This is a genomic window from Nonomuraea sp. NPDC003727 (assembly GCF_053586935.1).
This window is the reverse complement of the sequence record NZ_JBSFNE010000001.1, coordinates 432,862-450,896: the sequence shown is the minus strand read 5'-3', so window position 1 is coordinate 450,896 and position 18,035 is coordinate 432,862. Positions and strand designations below refer to the sequence as shown.

At 72.8% G+C, this 18,035-nt stretch carries 20 protein-coding genes; 8 read left to right on the top strand and 12 right to left on the bottom strand.

Going from position 1 to position 18,035, the window contains the following annotated elements; translation table 11 throughout:
* The first annotated feature begins 9 nt into the window (after positions 1-9).
* From ACWDLG_RS02335 to ACWDLG_RS02325, 3 genes are read left to right on the top strand one after another with little or no spacing between them, the layout of a single operon-like run.
* On the top strand, positions 10-1,221 hold the full coding sequence (locus tag ACWDLG_RS02335) for a PucR family transcriptional regulator (RefSeq protein WP_449915127.1): 1,212 nt from the start codon (positions 10-12) through the stop codon (positions 1,219-1,221).
* Positions 1,211-2,611, top strand: coding sequence for a carboxylesterase/lipase family protein (locus ACWDLG_RS02330; protein ID WP_449915124.1), 1,401 nt, complete (start codon positions 1,211-1,213; stop codon positions 2,609-2,611). Before ACWDLG_RS02335 ends, ACWDLG_RS02330 begins: the two co-directional genes overlap by 11 nt.
* Positions 2,608-4,332, top strand: coding sequence for a glycoside hydrolase family 3 N-terminal domain-containing protein (locus tag ACWDLG_RS02325; protein ID WP_449916170.1), 1,725 nt, complete (start codon positions 2,608-2,610; stop codon positions 4,330-4,332). The genes ACWDLG_RS02330 and ACWDLG_RS02325 overlap by 4 nt, the downstream gene beginning before the upstream one ends.
* Before the next feature lie 42 nt (positions 4,333-4,374).
* Here ACWDLG_RS02325 and ACWDLG_RS02320 read toward each other — a convergent pair whose 3' ends face one another.
* Both ACWDLG_RS02320 and ACWDLG_RS02315 read right to left on the bottom strand, forming a co-directional pair.
* Positions 4,375-5,334 (bottom strand): alpha/beta hydrolase fold domain-containing protein, encoded by a 960-nt coding sequence (locus tag ACWDLG_RS02320; protein ID WP_449915121.1) that lies wholly within the window; start codon positions 5,332-5,334, stop codon positions 4,375-4,377.
* Positions 5,335-5,351: 17 nt separating this feature from the next.
* Entirely contained in the window at positions 5,352-5,960 is a 609-nt protein-coding gene (locus ACWDLG_RS02315; protein WP_449915118.1) for a TetR/AcrR family transcriptional regulator, read from the bottom strand.
* Between the two features lie 49 nt (positions 5,961-6,009).
* Here ACWDLG_RS02315 and ACWDLG_RS02310 point away from each other — a divergent pair, with 49 nt between their 5' ends.
* Complete coding sequence (locus ACWDLG_RS02310; protein ID WP_449915115.1) at positions 6,010-8,472, top strand: family 78 glycoside hydrolase catalytic domain; 2,463 nt, start codon at positions 6,010-6,012, stop codon at positions 8,470-8,472.
* Between the two features lie 15 nt (positions 8,473-8,487).
* On the opposite strand, the gene ACWDLG_RS02305 is transcribed toward ACWDLG_RS02310, so the two are convergent.
* Positions 8,488-8,862: a hypothetical protein gene (locus tag ACWDLG_RS02305; protein WP_449915112.1), complete on the bottom strand. Its 375-nt coding sequence runs from the start codon at positions 8,860-8,862 to the stop codon at positions 8,488-8,490.
* 37 nt (positions 8,863-8,899) lie between these two features.
* Positions 8,900-9,304 (bottom strand): winged helix-turn-helix transcriptional regulator, encoded by a 405-nt coding sequence (locus tag ACWDLG_RS02300; protein WP_449915110.1) that lies wholly within the window; start codon positions 9,302-9,304, stop codon positions 8,900-8,902.
* A gap of 156 nt (positions 9,305-9,460) precedes the next feature.
* On the opposite strand from ACWDLG_RS02300, the gene ACWDLG_RS02295 reads away from it, so the two are divergent.
* Both ACWDLG_RS02295 and ACWDLG_RS02290 read left to right on the top strand, forming a co-directional pair.
* Entirely contained in the window at positions 9,461-10,810 is a 1,350-nt protein-coding gene (locus tag ACWDLG_RS02295) for an MFS transporter (RefSeq protein ID WP_449915107.1), read from the top strand.
* Positions 10,807-11,286: a pyridoxamine 5'-phosphate oxidase family protein gene (locus ACWDLG_RS02290; protein ID WP_449915105.1), complete on the top strand. Its 480-nt coding sequence runs from the start codon at positions 10,807-10,809 to the stop codon at positions 11,284-11,286. Before ACWDLG_RS02295 ends, ACWDLG_RS02290 begins: the two co-directional genes overlap by 4 nt.
* 36 nt (positions 11,287-11,322) lie before the next feature.
* On the opposite strand, the gene ACWDLG_RS02285 is transcribed toward ACWDLG_RS02290, so the two are convergent.
* Genes ACWDLG_RS02285 through ACWDLG_RS02265 form a run of 5 tightly spaced genes read right to left on the bottom strand, consistent with a single transcriptional unit; the run spans position 11,323 to position 15,625 of the window.
* Complete coding sequence (locus ACWDLG_RS02285; protein WP_354907697.1) at positions 11,323-11,919, bottom strand: energy-coupling factor transporter transmembrane component T family protein; 597 nt, start codon at positions 11,917-11,919, stop codon at positions 11,323-11,325.
* A complete protein-coding gene (locus tag ACWDLG_RS02280) occupies positions 11,916-12,590 on the bottom strand; it encodes an energy-coupling factor ABC transporter ATP-binding protein (protein WP_449915101.1) in 675 nt (224 codons plus the stop codon). The genes ACWDLG_RS02285 and ACWDLG_RS02280 overlap by 4 nt, the downstream gene beginning before the upstream one ends.
* Positions 12,591-13,694, bottom strand: coding sequence for a thiolase family protein (locus ACWDLG_RS02275; protein WP_449915098.1), 1,104 nt, complete (start codon positions 13,692-13,694; stop codon positions 12,591-12,593).
* A gap of 1 nt (position 13,695) precedes the next feature.
* The gene (locus ACWDLG_RS02270) at positions 13,696-15,015 is read right to left on the bottom strand and encodes a class I adenylate-forming enzyme family protein (RefSeq protein ID WP_449915095.1); all 1,320 of its coding nucleotides are present in this window, start codon (positions 15,013-15,015) and stop codon (positions 13,696-13,698) included.
* Positions 15,016-15,022: 7 nt separating this feature from the next.
* Complete coding sequence (locus tag ACWDLG_RS02265; RefSeq protein WP_354907691.1) at positions 15,023-15,625, bottom strand: biotin transporter BioY; 603 nt, start codon at positions 15,623-15,625, stop codon at positions 15,023-15,025.
* A 159-nt stretch (positions 15,626-15,784) separates the two neighbouring features.
* On the opposite strand from ACWDLG_RS02265, the gene ACWDLG_RS02260 reads away from it, so the two are divergent.
* Both ACWDLG_RS02260 and ACWDLG_RS02255 read left to right on the top strand, forming a co-directional pair.
* On the top strand, positions 15,785-16,231 hold the full coding sequence (locus ACWDLG_RS02260) for a hypothetical protein (RefSeq protein WP_449915092.1): 447 nt from the start codon (positions 15,785-15,787) through the stop codon (positions 16,229-16,231).
* A gap of 21 nt (positions 16,232-16,252) precedes the next feature.
* Positions 16,253-16,687 carry an NUDIX domain-containing protein gene (locus ACWDLG_RS02255; RefSeq protein ID WP_449915090.1) on the top strand — a complete coding sequence of 145 codons (435 nt, stop codon included), beginning with the start codon at positions 16,253-16,255 and terminating at the stop codon, positions 16,685-16,687.
* On the opposite strand, the gene ACWDLG_RS02250 is transcribed toward ACWDLG_RS02255, so the two are convergent.
* Genes ACWDLG_RS02250 through ACWDLG_RS02240 form a run of 3 tightly spaced genes read right to left on the bottom strand, consistent with a single transcriptional unit; the run spans position 16,646 to position 17,995 of the window.
* On the bottom strand, positions 16,646-17,032 hold the full coding sequence (locus tag ACWDLG_RS02250) for a hypothetical protein (RefSeq protein ID WP_449915087.1): 387 nt from the start codon (positions 17,030-17,032) through the stop codon (positions 16,646-16,648). The genes ACWDLG_RS02255 and ACWDLG_RS02250 overlap by 42 nt on opposite strands.
* A gap of 4 nt (positions 17,033-17,036) precedes the next feature.
* Complete coding sequence (locus tag ACWDLG_RS02245; protein WP_449915084.1) at positions 17,037-17,420, bottom strand: DUF4267 domain-containing protein; 384 nt, start codon at positions 17,418-17,420, stop codon at positions 17,037-17,039.
* A 56-nt stretch (positions 17,421-17,476) separates the two neighbouring features.
* Complete coding sequence (locus ACWDLG_RS02240) at positions 17,477-17,995, bottom strand: TetR/AcrR family transcriptional regulator (RefSeq protein WP_449915081.1); 519 nt, start codon at positions 17,993-17,995, stop codon at positions 17,477-17,479.
* Positions 17,996-18,035 lie beyond the last annotated feature (40 nt).

The window sequence follows — 18,035 nt, the reverse complement described above, 5'->3', positions numbered from 1 at the left end:
CTCCCCGCCATGGCCTACCCGTCGTTGGCGCGGCTCGCCACCGAGCTGCTGCGGGACGTGCCCGAGCTGACCGAGAAGATCTTCGCGGCGATCGTGGCCGAGGACGAGACCTACGCCGCTCTCGACCGGGACCTGCTGGCCGAGGTCAAGGAGCACAACCGGCGCAACCTGCTGGCCCAGCTCACCGACCTGGCCGAGCAGCGCGCGCCGTGCACGGGGGCGTCGAGGGAGACGGCGCGGCTGCGGGCGGCGCAGGGCTTCCCGCTCGGCGCGCTGCTCCACGCCTACCGGATCGGGTTCAGGGTGCTGTGGGAGAGCCTGGTGGAGCGGGCCACCGCCCACCCGGGCTATCCCGTCGACACGCTGGCCACCTCCATGACCGCGATCTGGACTCTCGTCGACGCCTACTCGGTGGCGGTGACCGAGAGCTACAGAGAGACCATGGTCGAGCTGACCAGGCACGACGAGCGGCAGCGGCTGGTGCTGCTGGACGTGCTCATCGAGGGCAGGGTGAACGACTGGACGGCGCTCGACGGCAGCGCGCAGGCGCTCGGCCTGCCCGCGAAGGGGCCCTACGTGTGCGTGGTGGCCGACCCTGGCACGGCGATGCCGGGAGGGTGCGCGTGGCGGCTGCGCGCCGACGACCAGGTGGGCGTGATGCCGGCCCGCTCGGTGGCGGGGATGCGGGGCAGGGTGGGGGTCAGCCCGCCGTACGAGCGGCTGACCGAGACGGCGGCGGCGCTGCGTCTGGCCACGCTGGCGCGCGCCAGCCTGCCCGAGGGGGTCACGGGCGTGGCGACGGTGGACGCGCGGCCGGTCGGCGCGCTGCTGGCCGCCAGTCCCGACCTGGCCGAACGGCTGGTGGGCGCGATCCTGGGCCCGCTGCTGGGCCGGCGCGACACCACGCGGCTGCTGGAGGCGCTCGAGGCGTGGCTGTGGACCGGCGACTCGACCGCCGACCTGGCCAGACGCCTGTACTGCCATCGCAACACCGTCCGCAACCGGCTGGACCGGGTCGAGCAGCTCACCGGAAGGTCGCTGGAGCGTCCCGAGGACGTGACGGCGCTGTACACGGGGGTGCTCGCGCTGCGGCTGACGAATTGTGCGGCGGCACAAGAGGGTGACAGGAAGCGGCGGCCGGCGCCTAGTGACTCGGGGACACCGCTTCACCAGGATCTGGACATACCCGTCCACCTACCGAGGCACGCGCATGATCGTTGACACCACGTACGGCAAGCTGCGGGGTCGGATGGAGGACGGCGTCGCGGTCTTCCGCGGCGTGCCGTACGCCGCGCCGCCCTTCGGCGACCTGCGCTTCCGCGCGCCCGAGCCGCCCGCCTCGTGGGAGGGGGTGCGCGACGCGCTGGAGTACGGCCCGACCGCCCCCAAACGCCCCTACGCGCCGCCGCTCGACACGATCCTCCCCGAGATCCACATCGACGGCGACGACTGCCTCAACCTCAACGTCTGGACCCCCGGCCTGTCGGGCCGCAGGCCCGTCATGGTGTGGGTGCACGGCGGGTCCAACCGCAACGGGTCCAACTCCGTGCCCGTCTACGACGGCGGCGCGTTCGCCCGCAGCGGCGTCGTGCTGGTGTCGATCAACTACCGGCTGGGCGTGGAGGGGTTCGGCAGCTTCCCCGACGCGCCGGAGAACCGCGGCCTGCTCGACCAGGTGGCGGCGCTGGAGTGGGTGCGCGACAACATCGAGGCGTTCGGCGGCGACCCCGGCAACGTGACGCTGTTCGGCGAATCGGCGGGGGCCATCGACATCGCCGCGCTGCTGACCGTGCCGTCCGTCGCGGGGCTGTTCAGCCGGGCGATCGTGCAGAGCGGCCCGCCCGCGGTGGGCCCGCCCGCGGCCGCCAGGAAGACCACCGCGATGATCGCCAAGCTGCTCGGCGTGCCGCCCACGGCCGCGGCCTTCGCCGCGGTCGACCGCGAACGCCTGCTGGACGCGCAGGTGGCGGTCTCCCGCAAGGGCTCGCTGATGGGCGGGCCGGGCTTCGGCCCGGTGCTCGACGGGGAGCTGCTGACCGGGCGCGACCTCGATCCCGGCAAGCCCGTGATCTTCGGGCAGACCAGCGAGGAGTACCGGCTCTGGTTCGTGCCGACGGGCCTGGCGGCACGGCTCAAGCCCGTCATGGTGCGCCTGGCGCTGCTGAAGCTGCGGGTGCCCGGCCGGGTGTTCAGGGGGTACCGGGTGCTGCACCCCCGGCTGTCGCCCGGCGAGGCGTTCGGCCTGCTGATCACCGACCACCTGCTGCGCGTCCCGCTCAGGAAGCTGGCCGACGCCCGGCCCGCCGGGCGCACCTGGCTCTACGAGTTCGCCTGGCGGTCGCCGTCGCACGAGCTCGGGGCCGCGCACGCGATGGAGATCCCCTTCGTGTTCGCCACGACGGCGACGGCGGAGGCACAACTGATGACCGGGCCCGACACGCCGGCCGCGCTGACGCGCGCCATGCACGAGGCATGGGTGCGCTTCGCCGAGACGGGCGACCCCGGATGGCCCGCCTGGTCCGCCGCGACCAGGCCGACGCAGGTTTTCGACGAGAACAGCCGCGTGGTCGCCGACCACGCGGCCGAGGTGCACGAGCTGTGGAGCAGATGATGCGTTATCGCGACCCCGCCCTGTCCGTCGAGGATCGGGTATCCGACCTCCTGCCCAGGATGACCCTGGAGGAGAAGGCCGGGCTGATGTTCCACACGCTCGCGGTCATCGGCGACTATCCCGACGGCGCCGACTTCCCCTCGCTGGAGGAGATGGTCGGAGAGCGGCACATGTCCCACTTCAACCTGTACGGCACGCACGCCGCGGGCACCATCGCCAGATGGCAGAACGAGCTGCAGCAGCGGGCCAGGGAGACCAGGCTCGGCATCCCCGTGACGCTGTCGACCGACCCCAGGCACGCCTTCATCCAGAGCGTGGCCGCCTCGATGAGCGCCGGCGCGTTCTCGCAGTGGCCCGAGCCGCTCGGCCTGGCCGCGATCGGCGACCCCGCCCTGGTGCGCCGGTACGCCGACATCGTGCGCAGGGAGTACTGCGCGGTGGGCATCAGAGTCGCCCTGCACCCGCAGATCGACCTGGCCACCGAGCCGCGCTGGTCGCGGATCTCCGGCACGTTCGGCGAGGACGCCGCGCTCACCTCCAGACTGGTCACCGCCTACCTGGAGGGCCTGCGCGGCGGGCCCGAGGTCGGTCCGCGCAGCGTGGCCGCCATGGTCAAGCACTTCCCCGGCGGCGGCCCGCAGAAGGACGGCCTCGACCCGCACTACGCCAACGGCCGCGAGCAGGTCTATCCGGGTGGCAGGTTCGACCATCACCTGGAGCCGTTCCGTGCCGCGCTGGCGGCGGGCGCCACGCAGATCATGCCCTACTACGGCATGCCGGTCGGCACGCCGTACGAGGAGGTGGGGTTCGGCTTCAACCGCGGGGTCGTCACCGGGCTGCTCAGGGAGGAGCTCGGGTTCGACGGGATCGTCTGCACCGACTGGACGCTGGTCACCGACCGGGTGGTCTTCGGCGAGCCGATCCCCGCGCGGGCGTGGGGTGTGGAGCACCTGAGCCCGCCGGAACGCGTCCTGAAGATCATCGAGGCGGGTGCCGACCAGCTCGGCGGCGAGCACTGCACCGAGCTGGTGATCGAGCTGGTCAGGAGCGGCAGGGTCGCCGAGGACCGGATCGACGCCTCGGTACGCAGGCTGCTGCGCGAGAAGTTCGTCCTCGGCCTGTTCGACCATCCCTTCGTGGATCCCGACGCGGCCGAGGAGATCGTCGGCAACGCCGTCTACCGGGCGGAGGGCGCCGCCGCGCAACGCGCCGCCGCGACGCTGCTCAAGGGGCCGCTGCCGGCGCTCGGGGACGGCGCGGCCCCGAAGGTGTACGCCGAGGGGTTCACCACCGGCCTCGCGGCCTGGGGCGTGGAGACGGCCGAGCACCCGGGCGCCGCCGACCTGGCGGTGCTGCGGATCGACGCGCCCTACGAGAAGCGCTCCACCTGGTACGAGTCGATGTTCCGCGGCGGCCGGCTGGACTTCCCCGCCGAGCGGCTGGCCGAGATCCTGGCCCTGCTCGACACGGTCCCGACCGTGGTCGTGATCAACCTGGACCGGCCCGCGGTCATCCCGGAGATCGCCGAGCGGGCCGCCGCGCTGGTGGCCGTCTACGGCGCGAGCGACGAGGCGGTGCTCGACGTCGTGTTCGGACGTGCCACGCCGAAGGGGCGCCTGCCCTTCCAACTGCCCCGCTCGATGGCGGAGGTGGAGGCGGGCCGTCCTGACGTGCCGCAGGAGAGCGCCGACCCGCTGTTCCCGCTCGGCGCGGGGCTGTAGCAGGGGGAGGGACGGCCGGCCGTCCCTCCCCCTGCCGCCGGTCTAGCCGGACACGGGGGCGATCAGCGTGCCCGCGAACGCCCGTCTGAGCAGTCCCGCCCGCATCTCGTGCACCAGCGTGAACGTCACGGTGCCGGGCGCGATCCAGCCGCCGTGCGGATGGGCGAGCACCCGTACGGCCGCCGCCGCCACGCCCGCCTCGTGCAGCCTGGCCAGGTAGCGCTCGCCGTGCGCTCGCAGGGGGTCGTGCTCGGAGATCACCAGGGCGGCGGGCGGGAGCCCGGACAGGTCGGGCGCGTGCAGCGGCGAGACGTAGGGGTCGCGCGGATCGCCGTCGGCCCCCAGGTAGTAGGCGGCGTACCGGAGCACCTCGGCGCTCGTCAGGCCGCCGAGCCCGCCGTCCGCGTCGTTGCCCTCGGGCGTGAGGTCGAGCGCGGGCGCGTCGAGCTGCTGGAAGATCGGCAACGGCAGCCCCCTGTCCCTGAGCAGGAGGCAGAGCGCGGCCGTCAGGTTGGCGCCCGCCGAGGCGCCGCCGAGCGCGACCCTGCGCGGGTCGATCCCGAGCTCGTCCGCGTGGTCGAGCAGCCACAGGTAGGCGGCCAGGCAGTCCTCCAGCGGCAGGGGGTAGGGGTGCTCGGGCGCCAGCCGGTAGTCCACCGACGCCACCGCGCACGGCACCAGGCTCGCCAGGGGGCCGCACTCGACCTCGCCGGCGTCGAGGTCGCCCTTGTACCAGCCGCCGCCGTGCAGGAACACCAGCAGCGGAGCCGGCTCGGCGAGACCCTTCGGCCTGGTCAGCCGCACCGTGATCGCCCCGCCCTCGACCGGCACCCGGTGTTCCTCCACCAGGAGCGACGGGTCATGAGGTGGCGCGATGAGCAGCATCGTCGCGTTGGACCTGCGGCGCTCCTCGTCGAGGTCGCCGGGCGTGGCGGGCGGCAGCTCGGCCGCGTGCGCGGCGAGCCTGCCGTAGAGGCGGACAAGCGGGGGGTCGAGGTGCATGAACGCTCCCGTCGTTCTCACTGGCCGAGGGCGGATCCCACGGCCGCCAGGTCGCGCTCCAGCGACCTGGCGTAGGACTCGATGGCGTCGACGAGGTCGACCTCGTCGGGGTCGAGCAGCCACTGGGTGGCCAGACCGTCGAGGGTGGCCAGGATCTCCGCCGCCTTGCGGGCGGGCACGACGTCGGCCCTGATCTCGCCGCGTTCCTGGCCGACCGCCAGCGCGTCGGCGAGAAGCGCGCGCATTTCCCGGTAGCGGTCGCGGAAGAACGCGTGCGCGGGATCACCCTCGTCCAGGTTCTCGGCGAGCAGCACGGCGAAGAGTTTGGTCAGGCCGCGTTCGGCGCTGTTCCGGTGGGCGTAGGCGGGCATCTCGCGGACGGTGGCGAGGCCGCCGAGCGCGGTCACCTCGCGCGCGTAGTCCATGCTGCGCGAGTCGCGCCACTCGATGACCGCTCTGAGCAGGCCTTCCTTGTTGCGGAAGTGGTAGAGGAGGCCGGGTTCGGTGATGCCGACGCGGGCCGCGATCTCGGTCATGCCGGTGCCTCTGAAGCCTCTTCTCGCGAACATCTCCGCGGCGATTCCGGCGATTTCCTCGCGTCGCCCCGATGCCCTTCTCTGTGCCATGCCCGGCATTCTAGATTATTACTTACTTAGTTGTAAGTAAGGAGCTTGGATGAGGATTTCCCGGGTGCGTGTCGAGCAGTTGAGCGAGCCGTTCCTCGGCATCGGCGTCGCCGACCCCCGGCTGTCGTGGACGACCGAGGCCGACGGGCCGTGGCGGCAGACCGCCTACGAGGTCGAGGCGCGTGGCCGGCGGGTGGTGGTCGAGTCGGACGCGTCGGTGCTGGTGCCCTGGCCGTTCGAGCCGCTGGCGTCGAGGGAACGGGTGACCGTACGGGTACGGGTGCGCGGCGCGGGCGGCTGGTCGGCGTGGAGCGCTCCGGTGCCCGTGGAGGCGGGCCTGCTGTCCGCCCACGACTGGTCGGCCCGCTTCGTCAGCCCGGGAGAGGGCCGCGACCTGCTGCGCGCCGAGTTCGACGCGCGGCCCGGCCTCACCCGCGCCCGCCTCTACGTCACCGCGCTCGGCGTCTACGAGGTGGAGCTCAACGGGCAGCGGGTCGGCGCCGACGTGCTCGCGCCCGGCTGGACCAGCTACGGTCACCGGCTGCGCTACCAGACCTTCGACGTCACCGGCCTGGTCAGACCGGGCCGCAACGCGATCGGCGCGATGCTCGGCGAGGGCTGGTACAGCGGCCGCATCGGCTTCGCCGACGCCGGCGTCCCCTACGGCGACGGCGTGGCGCTGCTGGCCCAGCTCGAGCTCGTCCACTCCGGCGACGAGGTCGAGCGCGTGGTGACCGGCACCCACTGGCTGGCCGCGAGCGGGCCGATCGTCTCCAGCGGCATCTACGACGGCGAGTGCTACGACGCGGGACGGGAGCGCCGCGGCTGGTCGCGGCCCGGCCACGACACCGAGGACTGGACGCCCGCCCTGGCCGTCGAGCGTGACCTCGCCACGCTGACCGCGCCCACGGGGCCGGCCGTCCGCCGCGTCGAGACGCTGAGCGGCCGGAGCGACGGCGCCGTCGTGGACTTCGGCCAGAACCTCGTCGGCCGCCTCAGGATCACGGCCGAAGGGCGCGCGGGCGAGCAGGTCGTCCTCAGGCACGCCGAGGTGCTGGAGGACGGCGAGCTGTGCACCCGCCCGCTGCGCACCGCCGCCGCCGTCGACACCTACACCCTGCGCGGCGGCGGGGAGGAGGCGTGGGAGCCGCGCTTCACCTTTCACGGCTTCCGCTACGCCGCGATCGAGGGCCCGGTCACCGGGGCGCACGCGGTCGTCTGCCACACCGACATGGCGCGCACCGGCTGGTTCGAGTGCTCCGACCCGCTGCTCAACCGCCTGCACGAGAACGTCGTGTGGAGCATGCGCGGCAACTTCTTCGACCTGCCCACCGACTGCCCGCAGCGCGACGAGCGGCTCGGCTGGACCGGCGACCTGCAGGTCTTCGCCCCCACCGCGGCCTTCCTCTACGACTGCGCGGGACCGCTCACCTCCTGGCTCGCCGACCTGGCCGCCGAGCAGGGCGAGGACGGCTCGCTGCCGGTCGTCGTGCCCAACCCGCTCGGCCCCGAGGCGGTCTTCGCGGCCGCCGGATGGTGCGACGCCGCGGTCATCGTGCCCTGGACGCTGTACGAGAGGTACGGCGACGCGGGCATCCTCCAGGACCAGTTCGACAGCATGCGCCGCTGGGTCGACCACGTGGCGGCGCTCGGCGAGGAGTACCTCACCGGCCGCCAGTTCGGCGACTGGCTGGACCCGTCGGCGCCCCCCGACCGGCCCGGTGAGGGCAGGACGCCGAAGCGGCTGGTGGCCGCCGCCTACCACGTCCGCTCGGCGGACCTGGTCGCCATGGCCGCCGACGTGCTCGACCGCCAGGCCGAGCACGACCACTACACCGCGCTCGCCGCCGCGGCGCGCGCCGCCTTCGCCGAGGAGTTCGTCACCGCCGACGGGCAGGTCCTCGGCGACTCGGCCACCGGGTACGCGCTGGCCATCCGCTTCGGCCTGCTGCCCACCGGGGCGCAGCGCGTCCGGGCGGGCGCCCGGCTGGCCGCCCTCGTCGAGCGGGACGGCCACCGGATCCCCACCGGGTTCCTCGGCACGCCGCTGGTGTGCGACGCGCTCGCCGACACGGGCCACCTGGAGACCGCCTACCGGCTGCTGACCCAGCGCGCGTGCCCGTCGTGGCTGTATCCGGTGACCATGGGGGCCACCAGCGTCTGGGAGCGCTGGGACAGCATGCTGCCCGACGGGTCGGTCAACCCGGGGGAGATGACCTCCTTCAACCACTACGCGCTCGGCGCGGTCGCCGACTGGATGCACAGGACCGTCGCGGGGCTGGCGCCCGCCGCGCCCGGCTACCGCAGGCTGCTGGTGGCGCCGCGACCGGGTGGCGGGCTGACGTGGGCGAAGGCGGAGCTGCGCACGCCGTACGGCATGGCGGAGACGCGCTGGTCGCTGGACGGCGGGCGGCTGGCCGTGGCGGCCGTGGTGCCGCCGAACACGACGGCGGTGGTCAGCCTGCCCGGCCGGGCGCCCTTCGAGGTCGGCTCGGGACACCACCACTGGTGACCGGAGCCCTGCCGGTCAGCAGGCGCGCCTGTCCTCGATGTGGGCGATCGCGAGCTCGTGGCCGTCCTGGCCACGCTTGCCCCGTCCGAACAGGCCGACGGTGAGGTCGTCGCGGGCTTCGAGCTCGTCCTCCGCGACGTAGGTGAGGATGTCGGGGTGGTGGCCCGTCACGGCCCAGCCGGGGGCGTCGTCCAGGTCGACGGTGATGAAGTCGCCCGCCGGCGTCCCCGGCCGCACGGGACCGTACTCGCGCAGCAGCTCCTTGGCCTGTTCGGCGAGGTCGTCGGCCGGTTCCGTCAGGATCACGCAGGTGCCGTTGGCGAACAGCACCCACGACGTGGCGGGGTGCAGCAGCCGCCGCCAGATCGCGATCACGCTCTCGTGGGTCATGGCGGCCACGGTAGTGATCGGCTACGACAGATCCGATCTACGCGATCCCGGTGCTGAGCTGCTGCTCCTCGGCCGCGACCCGGGCGTCGTAGGCCGAGCGCGCGGCCGCGACGTGCTGCTGGTGCTCCTCCGTCCAGACCACCAGCGTCTTGATCGCCTCGTGCAGCGTGGCGCCGAGCGGTGTGAGCGTGTAGTCGACGCGCGGCGGCACCACGGGGTGGACGGTCCGCTGGACCAGGCCGTCGCGCTCCAGCTGCCGCAGCGTCACCGTCAGCATGCGCTGGCTCACGCCGTCGATCTGGCGGCGCAGCTCGGTGAAGCGCATGGTGCGGCGCTCCAGGAGCGCGATCACCAGCAGCGACCACTTGTCGGCGATCCGGTCGAGGATCTGGCGGACCTCGCAGTCGGCCCGCGTGTCCCACTGGATCACCTCGTCATCCATGGTTTCGCAGGAGTAACTCGGTGCCTTTGAAGTGCCGTCTTCCACAGTTCCTCATGGTGACGCAGGATGCTCTCGGTTACAAGAAAGAACCGACATACCTTTCGATACCGAGGGATCACTGTGTCTGCCACCGTCTCATCACCGCCGCTCGACCGGATGACACCGCGTGCCTGGGGAATGCTCCTCGTCCTGTGCGGCGCGATCTTCCTCGAGGGCATCAACGTCGCCATGCTCAACGTGGCCCTCCCCGCGATCAGGACCGATCTCGGCCTGTCCACCGGCGAGCTGCAGTGGGTGATGAGCGCCTACGTGCTCGGCTACGGCGGTTTCATGCTGCTCGGCGGGCGGGCCGCCGACCTGTTCGGCCGGCGCGCGATGTTCCTGTCGTGGCTCGCGGTCTTCCTCGTGGTCTCCGCGCTCGGCGGGATGGCGAGCGAGGGCTGGATGCTGATCGCGGCGAGGTTCGTGGCGGGAGTCGCCGCGGCGGTCATGACACCCGCCGGCCTGTCGATCATCACGACCAGCTTCGAGGAGGGCAGGCAGCGCAACCAGGCGCTGCTGGTCTACTCGGGCACCGCGGCCGGCGGTTTCTCGCTCGGCCTGGTGCTCGGCGGCCTGCTCGCCGAGGCCGAGTGGCGCTGGGTGCTGTTCGCGCCCGCCGTACTCGCCCTGATCATCCTGGTGGCGGCGGTGCCGCTGATCCCGAAGGCCGACCAGCGGCGGCGGAAGGGGCAGCGCGTCGACCTGGCGGGCGCGGTCATGGTCACCGGCGCCATCATGCTGCTGGTCGTCGGCATCGAGCGCGCCACCCACGTGGGCCCCGGCGTCACGGCGGCCACGATCGCCGCAGGGCTGGCGCTGTTCGCGCTCTTCGTCGTGGTCGAGCGCCGCTCGCCCGCCCCTCTGGTACGGCTCGGCATCTTCCGCTCCGGACCGCTGGTGCGCGCCAACCTCGCGGGACTGCTGTTCTCAGCCTCGTTCTTCGGCTTCCAGTTCGTCGTCGTGCTCTACCTCCAGGAGCTGCGCGGCTGGTCGTCGCTCGAGACGAGCCTGGCCATGCTGGCGATCGGCGCCGACGCCATCCTCGCGCCGACGTTGACGCCCAGGCTGGTCGACCGCTTCGGCAACGCCAAGGTCATCCTGTACGGCCTGCTCCTCGCGGCGCTGTCGTACGCGCTGTTCCTGCCGGTCGGCATGGACTGGACCTACGCCGCCATGTTCCCCACGATGATCATCCTCGGTGTGGCGTTCGCGCTCGCCTACGGCCCGCTGACGATCGTCGCCACCGACGGCGTCGACGAGAGCGAGCAGGGCCTGGCGGGCGGGCTGCTCTACACCTCCTTCCAGTTCGGCGCCGCGCTCGGCCTGGCCGCCACCACCGCCGTCATCGTCACCTCGCAGAACCTCGCGGACTCCTACCGGTCCGCCCTCGTCGTGCCGCTCGTCGCGGCCGGCCTGGCCGCCGCGGTCAGCGCCTTCGGACTCAGGAAGGGAAGCGCCCGATGACCATCGCCTTCAGCGACATCGAGCAGGAGTTCAACGCCTACGTCGGCTCGATCGTGTACTCCACCATGGTCACGGTCGACGCCGCCAACCGGCCACGCACCCGCGTGCTCATCCCCGTCTGGGAGAACGTCGACGGCCAGCCCGTCGGCTGGCTGGCCACCTACCGGACCCCCGTGAAGGCCGCCCACCTGGCAGGCAACCCCCACACGAGCTTCTCCTACTGGTCGCGCGGCAACAACTCGGTCGCCATCGACGCCGTCGCGGCCTGGGTCGACGACGGCGAGACCAGACGTCATGTCTGGGAGCTGTATCGCCGGACCAGCCCGCGGGGAGCGGGCTACGACCTCGGGAACTTCTGGACCTCGCCGGCCGACCCGAAGCTGCACGTCCTGCGGCTGGAGCCGTACCGGATCCAGGTCATCCGCGGCATGGACCTGCGGAGCAGGATCTGGCGGAAGGCACCCGCGCTCACCTGAGCCGCGCGGGGGCGAACCCGCCTCAGAAGCGGCGCGCTAGTCGTCCAGGCCGCGGGCGCTCAGGGCCTCGCCCAAGGCGTCCGCGTGGCGGAGGGCGCTGACCACCAGCGGCACCGCGAACGCCCGCACGCTCCACGAGACGCCGCGCGCCCGCTGCGCGTCCCGCACCCTGGTCGCGAGCGCCGAGATGACCGGCACGCTGCGGACGGTCAGCGACAGCAGCAGCGACACGCGGAACGGGTCGATCCCGAACGCGCGCAGCGGCGCGAAGCAGCGCTCGAAGCAGGCGGTCATGTCGGCGAACCTGGTGGTGAGCGTGACCAGTCCGGCCAGCGCCACCGCGAGCACGATCCGCAGCGTGGACGAGACCGCGCCGTAGAGGTCCACCAGCGCGAACTGCATGACGAAGAGCACCACGGCGAACCAGCGCAGCGGCCTGACCTGCGCCCACGCCGCGGCCGGCCCCACACCCGAGACCGCGTAGAGCAGCACGACCAGCACCGTGAAGCCACCGAGCCACAGCGGCGAGCCGAGCAGCAGCAGCGTCGTGCACAGCAGCGCGAGACCCAGCAGCTTCGCCCCCGCGGGCAGCCGGTGCAGGAACGAGTCGCCGGGCAGGTAGATCCCGGTCATGACATGAGGTCCCGGTAGTGGTCGATCGCCGCCTTCGGCGTGGAGTCGGCCACCACCCGGCCCTGGTCGAGCACGAGGACGCGGTCGAAGGAGTCGAGCAGGCCGAGATCATGGGTGACGACGACCACCTGCTGGGGCAGCCGGCCCAGCAGGTCGGCGACCTGGCGGGAGTGACGCAGGTCCAGCAGTGTGGTCGGCTCGTCCATGATCAGGATCTGCGGGTCGAGCACCAGCACCGAGCACAGGGCCAGCAGCTGCTTCTGCCCGCCCGACAGCTGGTGGGCGGGATGGTCGGCGTGGTCGGCCAGGCCGTACCTGGACAGGACGGCGCGCACCCGCTCGGCCACCTCGTCGCGAGACAGGCCCTTGCGCCGCAGCGAGAACGCGACGTCCTCGGCGACGGTCGGCATCACGATCTGCGCGTCGGGGTCGGTGAACAGGAACCCCACGTCCCGCCTGATGCGGGCGGCGTGGCGGCGCGTGTCGAGGCCGAGGACGGTGACGTCACCGGAGGTGGGCAGGGCCAGCCCGTTGATCAGGCGGGCGAGCGTGCTCTTGCCGGAACCGTTCGCGCCCACGACGCCGATCCTGCGCTCCGGCAGGGACAGCGTCAGGTCGGACAGCACCTCACGCTCGCCGAGCGTGACGTTGACGCCGCTGAACTCGATCATTCACACCACCTCGAACAGGGCCGCCACGCCCATGCCGCCGCCGACCGCGGCGGTCGCCAGCCCCAGCGTCCCCGAGGGCGCGCCGGAACGCACGAGCCTGCTGAACAGCCTGGTCACCACCACCGCGCCGGTCGCGCCCCACGGATGTCCGAGGGCGAGCGCGCCGCCGTCGGCGCAGACGCGATCCAGGTCGACCTCCAGCGCGTCCGTCACCGCGAGCACCTGAGCGGCGAAGGCCTCCACGATCTCCACCGCCGCGACGTCCGCCATGCTCACGCCGGTACGGCCCAGCACCCGCCGGACGGCCGGCACGGGACCCCAGCCGGGCAGCGCGGGATCGCATCCGGTGACCGCGCCGGCCACCAGCCGCAGACCCGGCAGCCCCGCGCGCAGCCGCTCGGGCACGACGGCGACCGCCGCCGCGCCGTCGCTGATCGGCGAGGAGTTGCCCGCGCTGACCGTGCCGCCGGGCACGAAGGCGGCGGGCAGCCGCGCCAGGGTCTCCCTGCGCAGCACGCGGGGCCGCTGGTCGGCGCGCCTGCCGTCGATCTCCACCAGCTCGTCGTCGAAGCGGGCGGCGACCGCTCTGGCGTGGCTGCGGAAGGCGTAGTCGTCCTGGCGCTCCCGGGAGATGCCGCGCGCGGCGGCCAGGGCCTCCGCGGCGGGTCCCATGTCGGGATCGGGATGGCCTGAGGGCGCGAAGGGCGCCCTCCGGTACGGCTCGGCGGCCCCGCGCATGGTCCGCAGCGGCGCCGTCGACGCGCTCTCCACGCCGCCGGCGATGACCAGGCCGGCGTCTCCCGCGCGGACCGCCTGGCCCGCCAGCAGGATCGCGGCCAGGCCGCTGCCGCACTGGCGGTCCACGGTGAGGCCGGGCACGTCGTGTCCCAGGCCGGCGGCGAGCACCGAGACGCGGGCCAGGTTGCCGCCGGGGCCCATGCAGTTGCCGAGCACGACGTCGTCGACCGCGAGGTGCGGGACCTCCCCGGCGACCGCCGCGATCACGGGCGCGGCCAGCCGGTCGGCCGGCAGCGACTTGTAGGCGTGGCCCGCCGTCCCGATGGGGGTACGGCGCGCGGCCACGACGACAGGCTGCTCGCTCATGTCAGACGAGCCGCCTCAGCTCGGGATCGCCACCGGCCAGCCGGGCGGCGACCACGCCTCGGGCCGGCTTGCCCGTGGGGGTGCGCGGCAGGTCGCCCATGGCGTACCAGCGCCTCGGCCGCTGGGCGGCGTCGAGGCCGCCGCGCGCGATCGCGTCGAGCGCCGCCCGCGAGGGCGGCGAGCCCTCCAGCACCGCGGTCACGACCGAGCCGAGCCGGGGGTGCGGCGAGCCGACGACGACCAGGTCGGTGACGCCCGGCACGCCGCGCAGCACGGCTTCGACGTCCTCCGGCACCACGGTCGCGCCGCCTGTCTGGATCGCGCCGTCGCCGCGCCCGCGCAGCCGCAGCGGTTCACCCCGCCGGTACGGCTCGGCGAGGTCGCCGACGCTCATCCAGCCCTCCCCGTCGGTCTTCAGCGGTCCTCGCGCCCCGGCGAGGTAGCCCTGCGACAGCCACGGCGAGCGCGCCCACACCTCGCCGGCGCGCACCTGGATCTCGACCTCGGGGAAGGGGCGCAGGCCCGTTCCGTCGACGTCGACGGCGATGAACGACGTCTCGGTCGAGCCGTAGTACGACACGACCCCCACCCCGGCCTGGGCGGCGACCTCCCACGCCTGCGGGGACAGCGCGGCGCCGCCGACCACCGCGGTGCGCAGCGGGCCGCCGACCTCCTCCAGCACGTCGAGGACGGCCGGCAGGCGGTGCGGCACCACGTGGACGACGGTGGCCTTCCTGAGCTGGACGGTCAGCGAGCCGGGCGACCAGCGTCCGGGGACGATCACCGTCGCGCCGCTCGCCAGGGCGTGGACGGCCGCGAAGCCGTACAGGGAGGAGACCAGCGGTCCCGGCACGAGTACGACGTCGTCGGGGCCGATGCCGGCCAGCGCGCCGAGGTGCGGGAAGGAGCCGGCCCAGGACGCGCGGGTGCGGACCACGGCGCGCGGCCTGCCGGTGCTGCCGGAGGTCAGGCACGCCCACGCCAGGTCGTCGGCGGCCGGCGCGGCCGGGACCCGCGCACTCGCGGTGACCGGGAGGGGCGCGTCGACGTGCAGGTCGACGGGGACCGTATCGGCCACCCGCGCGCGCTGCTCCTCGTCGCACAGCAGCGGCGTGGCGCCCGCCAGGTCGGCGGCCAGCACGGCGACGAGCTGGTCGACCGGGTCGGACAGGGTGATCGCCACCAGCCCCTTGCCGTCAAGGGGCCTGGAGATCACCTCCTGCCACAGCTGGGCGTAGGTCAGGGAGCCTCGGGGACCGTACAGCGCCGGCTGGTGAGGACGCTCGACGGCGTGGCGCTGGACCTGTGCGGCGACGGGCATGCGCTGATCAACCGGCCTTGACCCGCTCGCGGTGGACGGCGGGGACGGCGTCGGGATAGGCCCGCTGCGTGCCCCGCGCCACGAGCGTCGCGAGCACCGCCTTGGCCACGTCGCCGGGGATGAAGGCCAGGCTTCCCAGGGCCGCGGCGCCGAGCGGCAGCCCCGTGATGGCCGCCTGGACGGGGACGCCGAACAGGTAGATCACGCCGACGCCGCCCGCGAGGCAGGCGACGAGCAGGCGGAAGGTGCCGGGGTTCTTGCCGCCGCGCTCGACGATCCAGCCGGTGAGGGCCGCACCGGGGATCCAGCCGAGCAGGAAGCCCACCGAGGGCCCGGTGAACACGCCGAGACCGCCGCGCCCGCCCGCGAGCAGCGGCAGGCCCGCGGCCACCAGCACGACCAGGACGGTCACCGCGAGCGCGCCGCGCCACGAGCCGAGGATCGCGCCGGCCAGCATCACGCCGAACGTCTGCAGGGTGATGGGGACGGCGTTGCCGAAGAGGTTGAGCGCCCCCGGCAGGCCGAGGACGGCGATCAGCGCGGCGAACACACTGATCCTGGCGATGTCCCCGGTAGGGAACCTGCGACGGCTGGGGGAATCATTCATCATGCGTCTGATCACACACCAGGATGTCCGGGATCGAGCATGGAGACTTCCCACAACATTCCGGCTGGTCGTCTGAGCGGCTGGGACGTGACAACGGTACCCGGCCCTCTGACATGCGTGGATCCGCCCGAGGCGGGTAGCGCTCCGGGTGGAGGTGCCGAAATGTCTGACACGAACGGGGTCGTCGAGTACCTCAGGACACGCTTCGGCAAGGAGGCGGACTCCCAGGCGCACCGGGCCGCGCGGAACATCCGGCAGTGGTCCGACGAGCTGGCGTCCGCGGCCGACACCGGCGAGCCGGGCTCGCCCGTGGACGCGGCGATGCAGGAGATCGCGGGCGTGGGGCTGCGCGCGGCCGACTACCTGGACCAGCGGGGATTCGCCGGGATCGTCGAGGACGTCAAGGACCTGGCCAGGAGGCGGCCCCTGCTCTTCGCCGCCGGGGCCGTGGCCCTCGGCATCGTCATCGGACGCGTGCTCGCCTCGTCCCGCGACGTCTCCCCAGGCGACTCCTCCTCCGAGGTCTCGCGGGAGGCGTCCTCGCGCGATGCCTCCTCGCGCGAGGCGTCCCTGCGGGAGGGCCGCACCCCTCCTCTTCCCCCGGCGTGAGGACGGTGCGACGATCCCACCGTGATCGACGCTGAGACCGGCTGGTACTTCATGCACGCCTCGATCAAGGGTGTCGTGCTGCACGGCGACCGGGTGCTGCTGTGCAGGAACCCCCGCGGCAGGTGGGAACTGCCCGGCGGCTGGCCCGCGAAGGAGGACACCACGCTGGCCGAGGTCGTCGCGAGGGAGGTGCGCGAGGAGAGCGGCCTCGAGGTGACGGTCGGGCCCGTGGTCGGCGCCGAGATCCTGACCATCGGGAAGGCCGGCAAGGTGGTGATCGTCGCCCTCCTGGCCACCGTTCGGGGCTGCCCGCCGTCCGCGCTGACGCCGAGCGACGAGCACAGCGACCTCAGGTTCTTCCCCGTCGCTGACCTGCCCGACGACCTCGAGGACGGCTACGCCCCTCTGATCAGGTCAGCGGTCGAACCAGCCCCTGACGTCGCTCAGGCTGAGTAGCGCGATCACGGCGACGGCGCCGATCAGGTGGACGTTGAGCAGGTCGGTGGGCCGCAGCAGGCCGTAGACCAGAAGGGGGACGGTCTGCACGACGGCCGTCAGCGCCTCGACGACCAGCGCGGTGATCCACACCCACCGGCGCCGGGACCGCCACCTGACCATGATCAGGAGCAGTGCGACGGGGATGACGATCGCCGGCAGGAAGACGGTCAGATCGAAGGGGGACCGGCCGAGAAGCCCCGCCACGACCAGCAGGCCGAGGTAGCCGAAGGCGGTTTGGACGATCAGGATCACCCGTGCCACGGTCACGAGGGCGGGCGTCCCGGAGGCTAACTGGTCGCTCATCTCGCTAGCCAACCACGGAACGGGTGCTGCGCAGGAGGAGGACGCCGGTGAGGGCGACGAGCGCGGCGGTGCCGCCGTGCATGAAGTACGCCAGGGCGGGCACGCCGTGCTGGCTGAGGACCACGACGGCGTCGCCGAGCGGGATGGCGGCGATCGCGAGCATCGTCCAGCCCAGGGCGCGGCGCTGGCCGACGATCAGCAGGGTGAAGATGATGAGCCCGGTGGCCACGTCGCGCACGCCCTTCACCAGCAGGAACGAGCTGTCGGACGGGACCGTGCGGAAGCCGAAGCCCGCCGCGACCGCCTGCGGGTCGATGAGGTAGTTGAGGCCGACGTAGGAGATGAACAGGCCACCGATGACGGCGAGGGCGAGGGCGACACGAGACATGGGGGGCTCCTTTATTAGTTATTACTTACTAAGTTTCGCGGGCACGAAAAACGCCGTCAGGGGGCGGCGAAGTTCGACCAGACGCGGTGGTCGGGAGGGAAGCCGAGCGACACGAGCGTGTTGATCAGCATGCCGTACGACATGAAGAACGTGGTCTCGTGGGCGTCGGCGCCGAGCAGTAGGTGGATGGCGTCCCACCAGTCCTCCCACACCTTGCGGATCTCCGCGCCGAACTCGTCCTCCATGGCGGCGACGGCCACGTAGACCTGCATCTGCATGAGCAGCATGTCGCGGTCCTGGATGAGCCGCTTGTAGGCGGCGGCCATCGACATGTGGGGGTCGCCGGGGTCCATGCCGTCCTCCAGGGCCTTCCGTGTCTCCGCCAGGCAGCGGGTGGCGGCGGCCAGGAAGATGGCCTGCTTGCCGGGGAAGAGCCGGAAGAGGTACGGCTGGCTGACCCCCACGCGGCGGGCGATCGCCTCGGTGGAGGTGCCGTGGTAGCCACCGCGCGCGAACTCCGTGATCGCGGCGCGGATGACGCTCTCTCGCCGTTCCTCGGCGCTCATCCTGACCATGCGAATAAGTTAGTGGCCAATCACTAACGGGGTCAAGTTC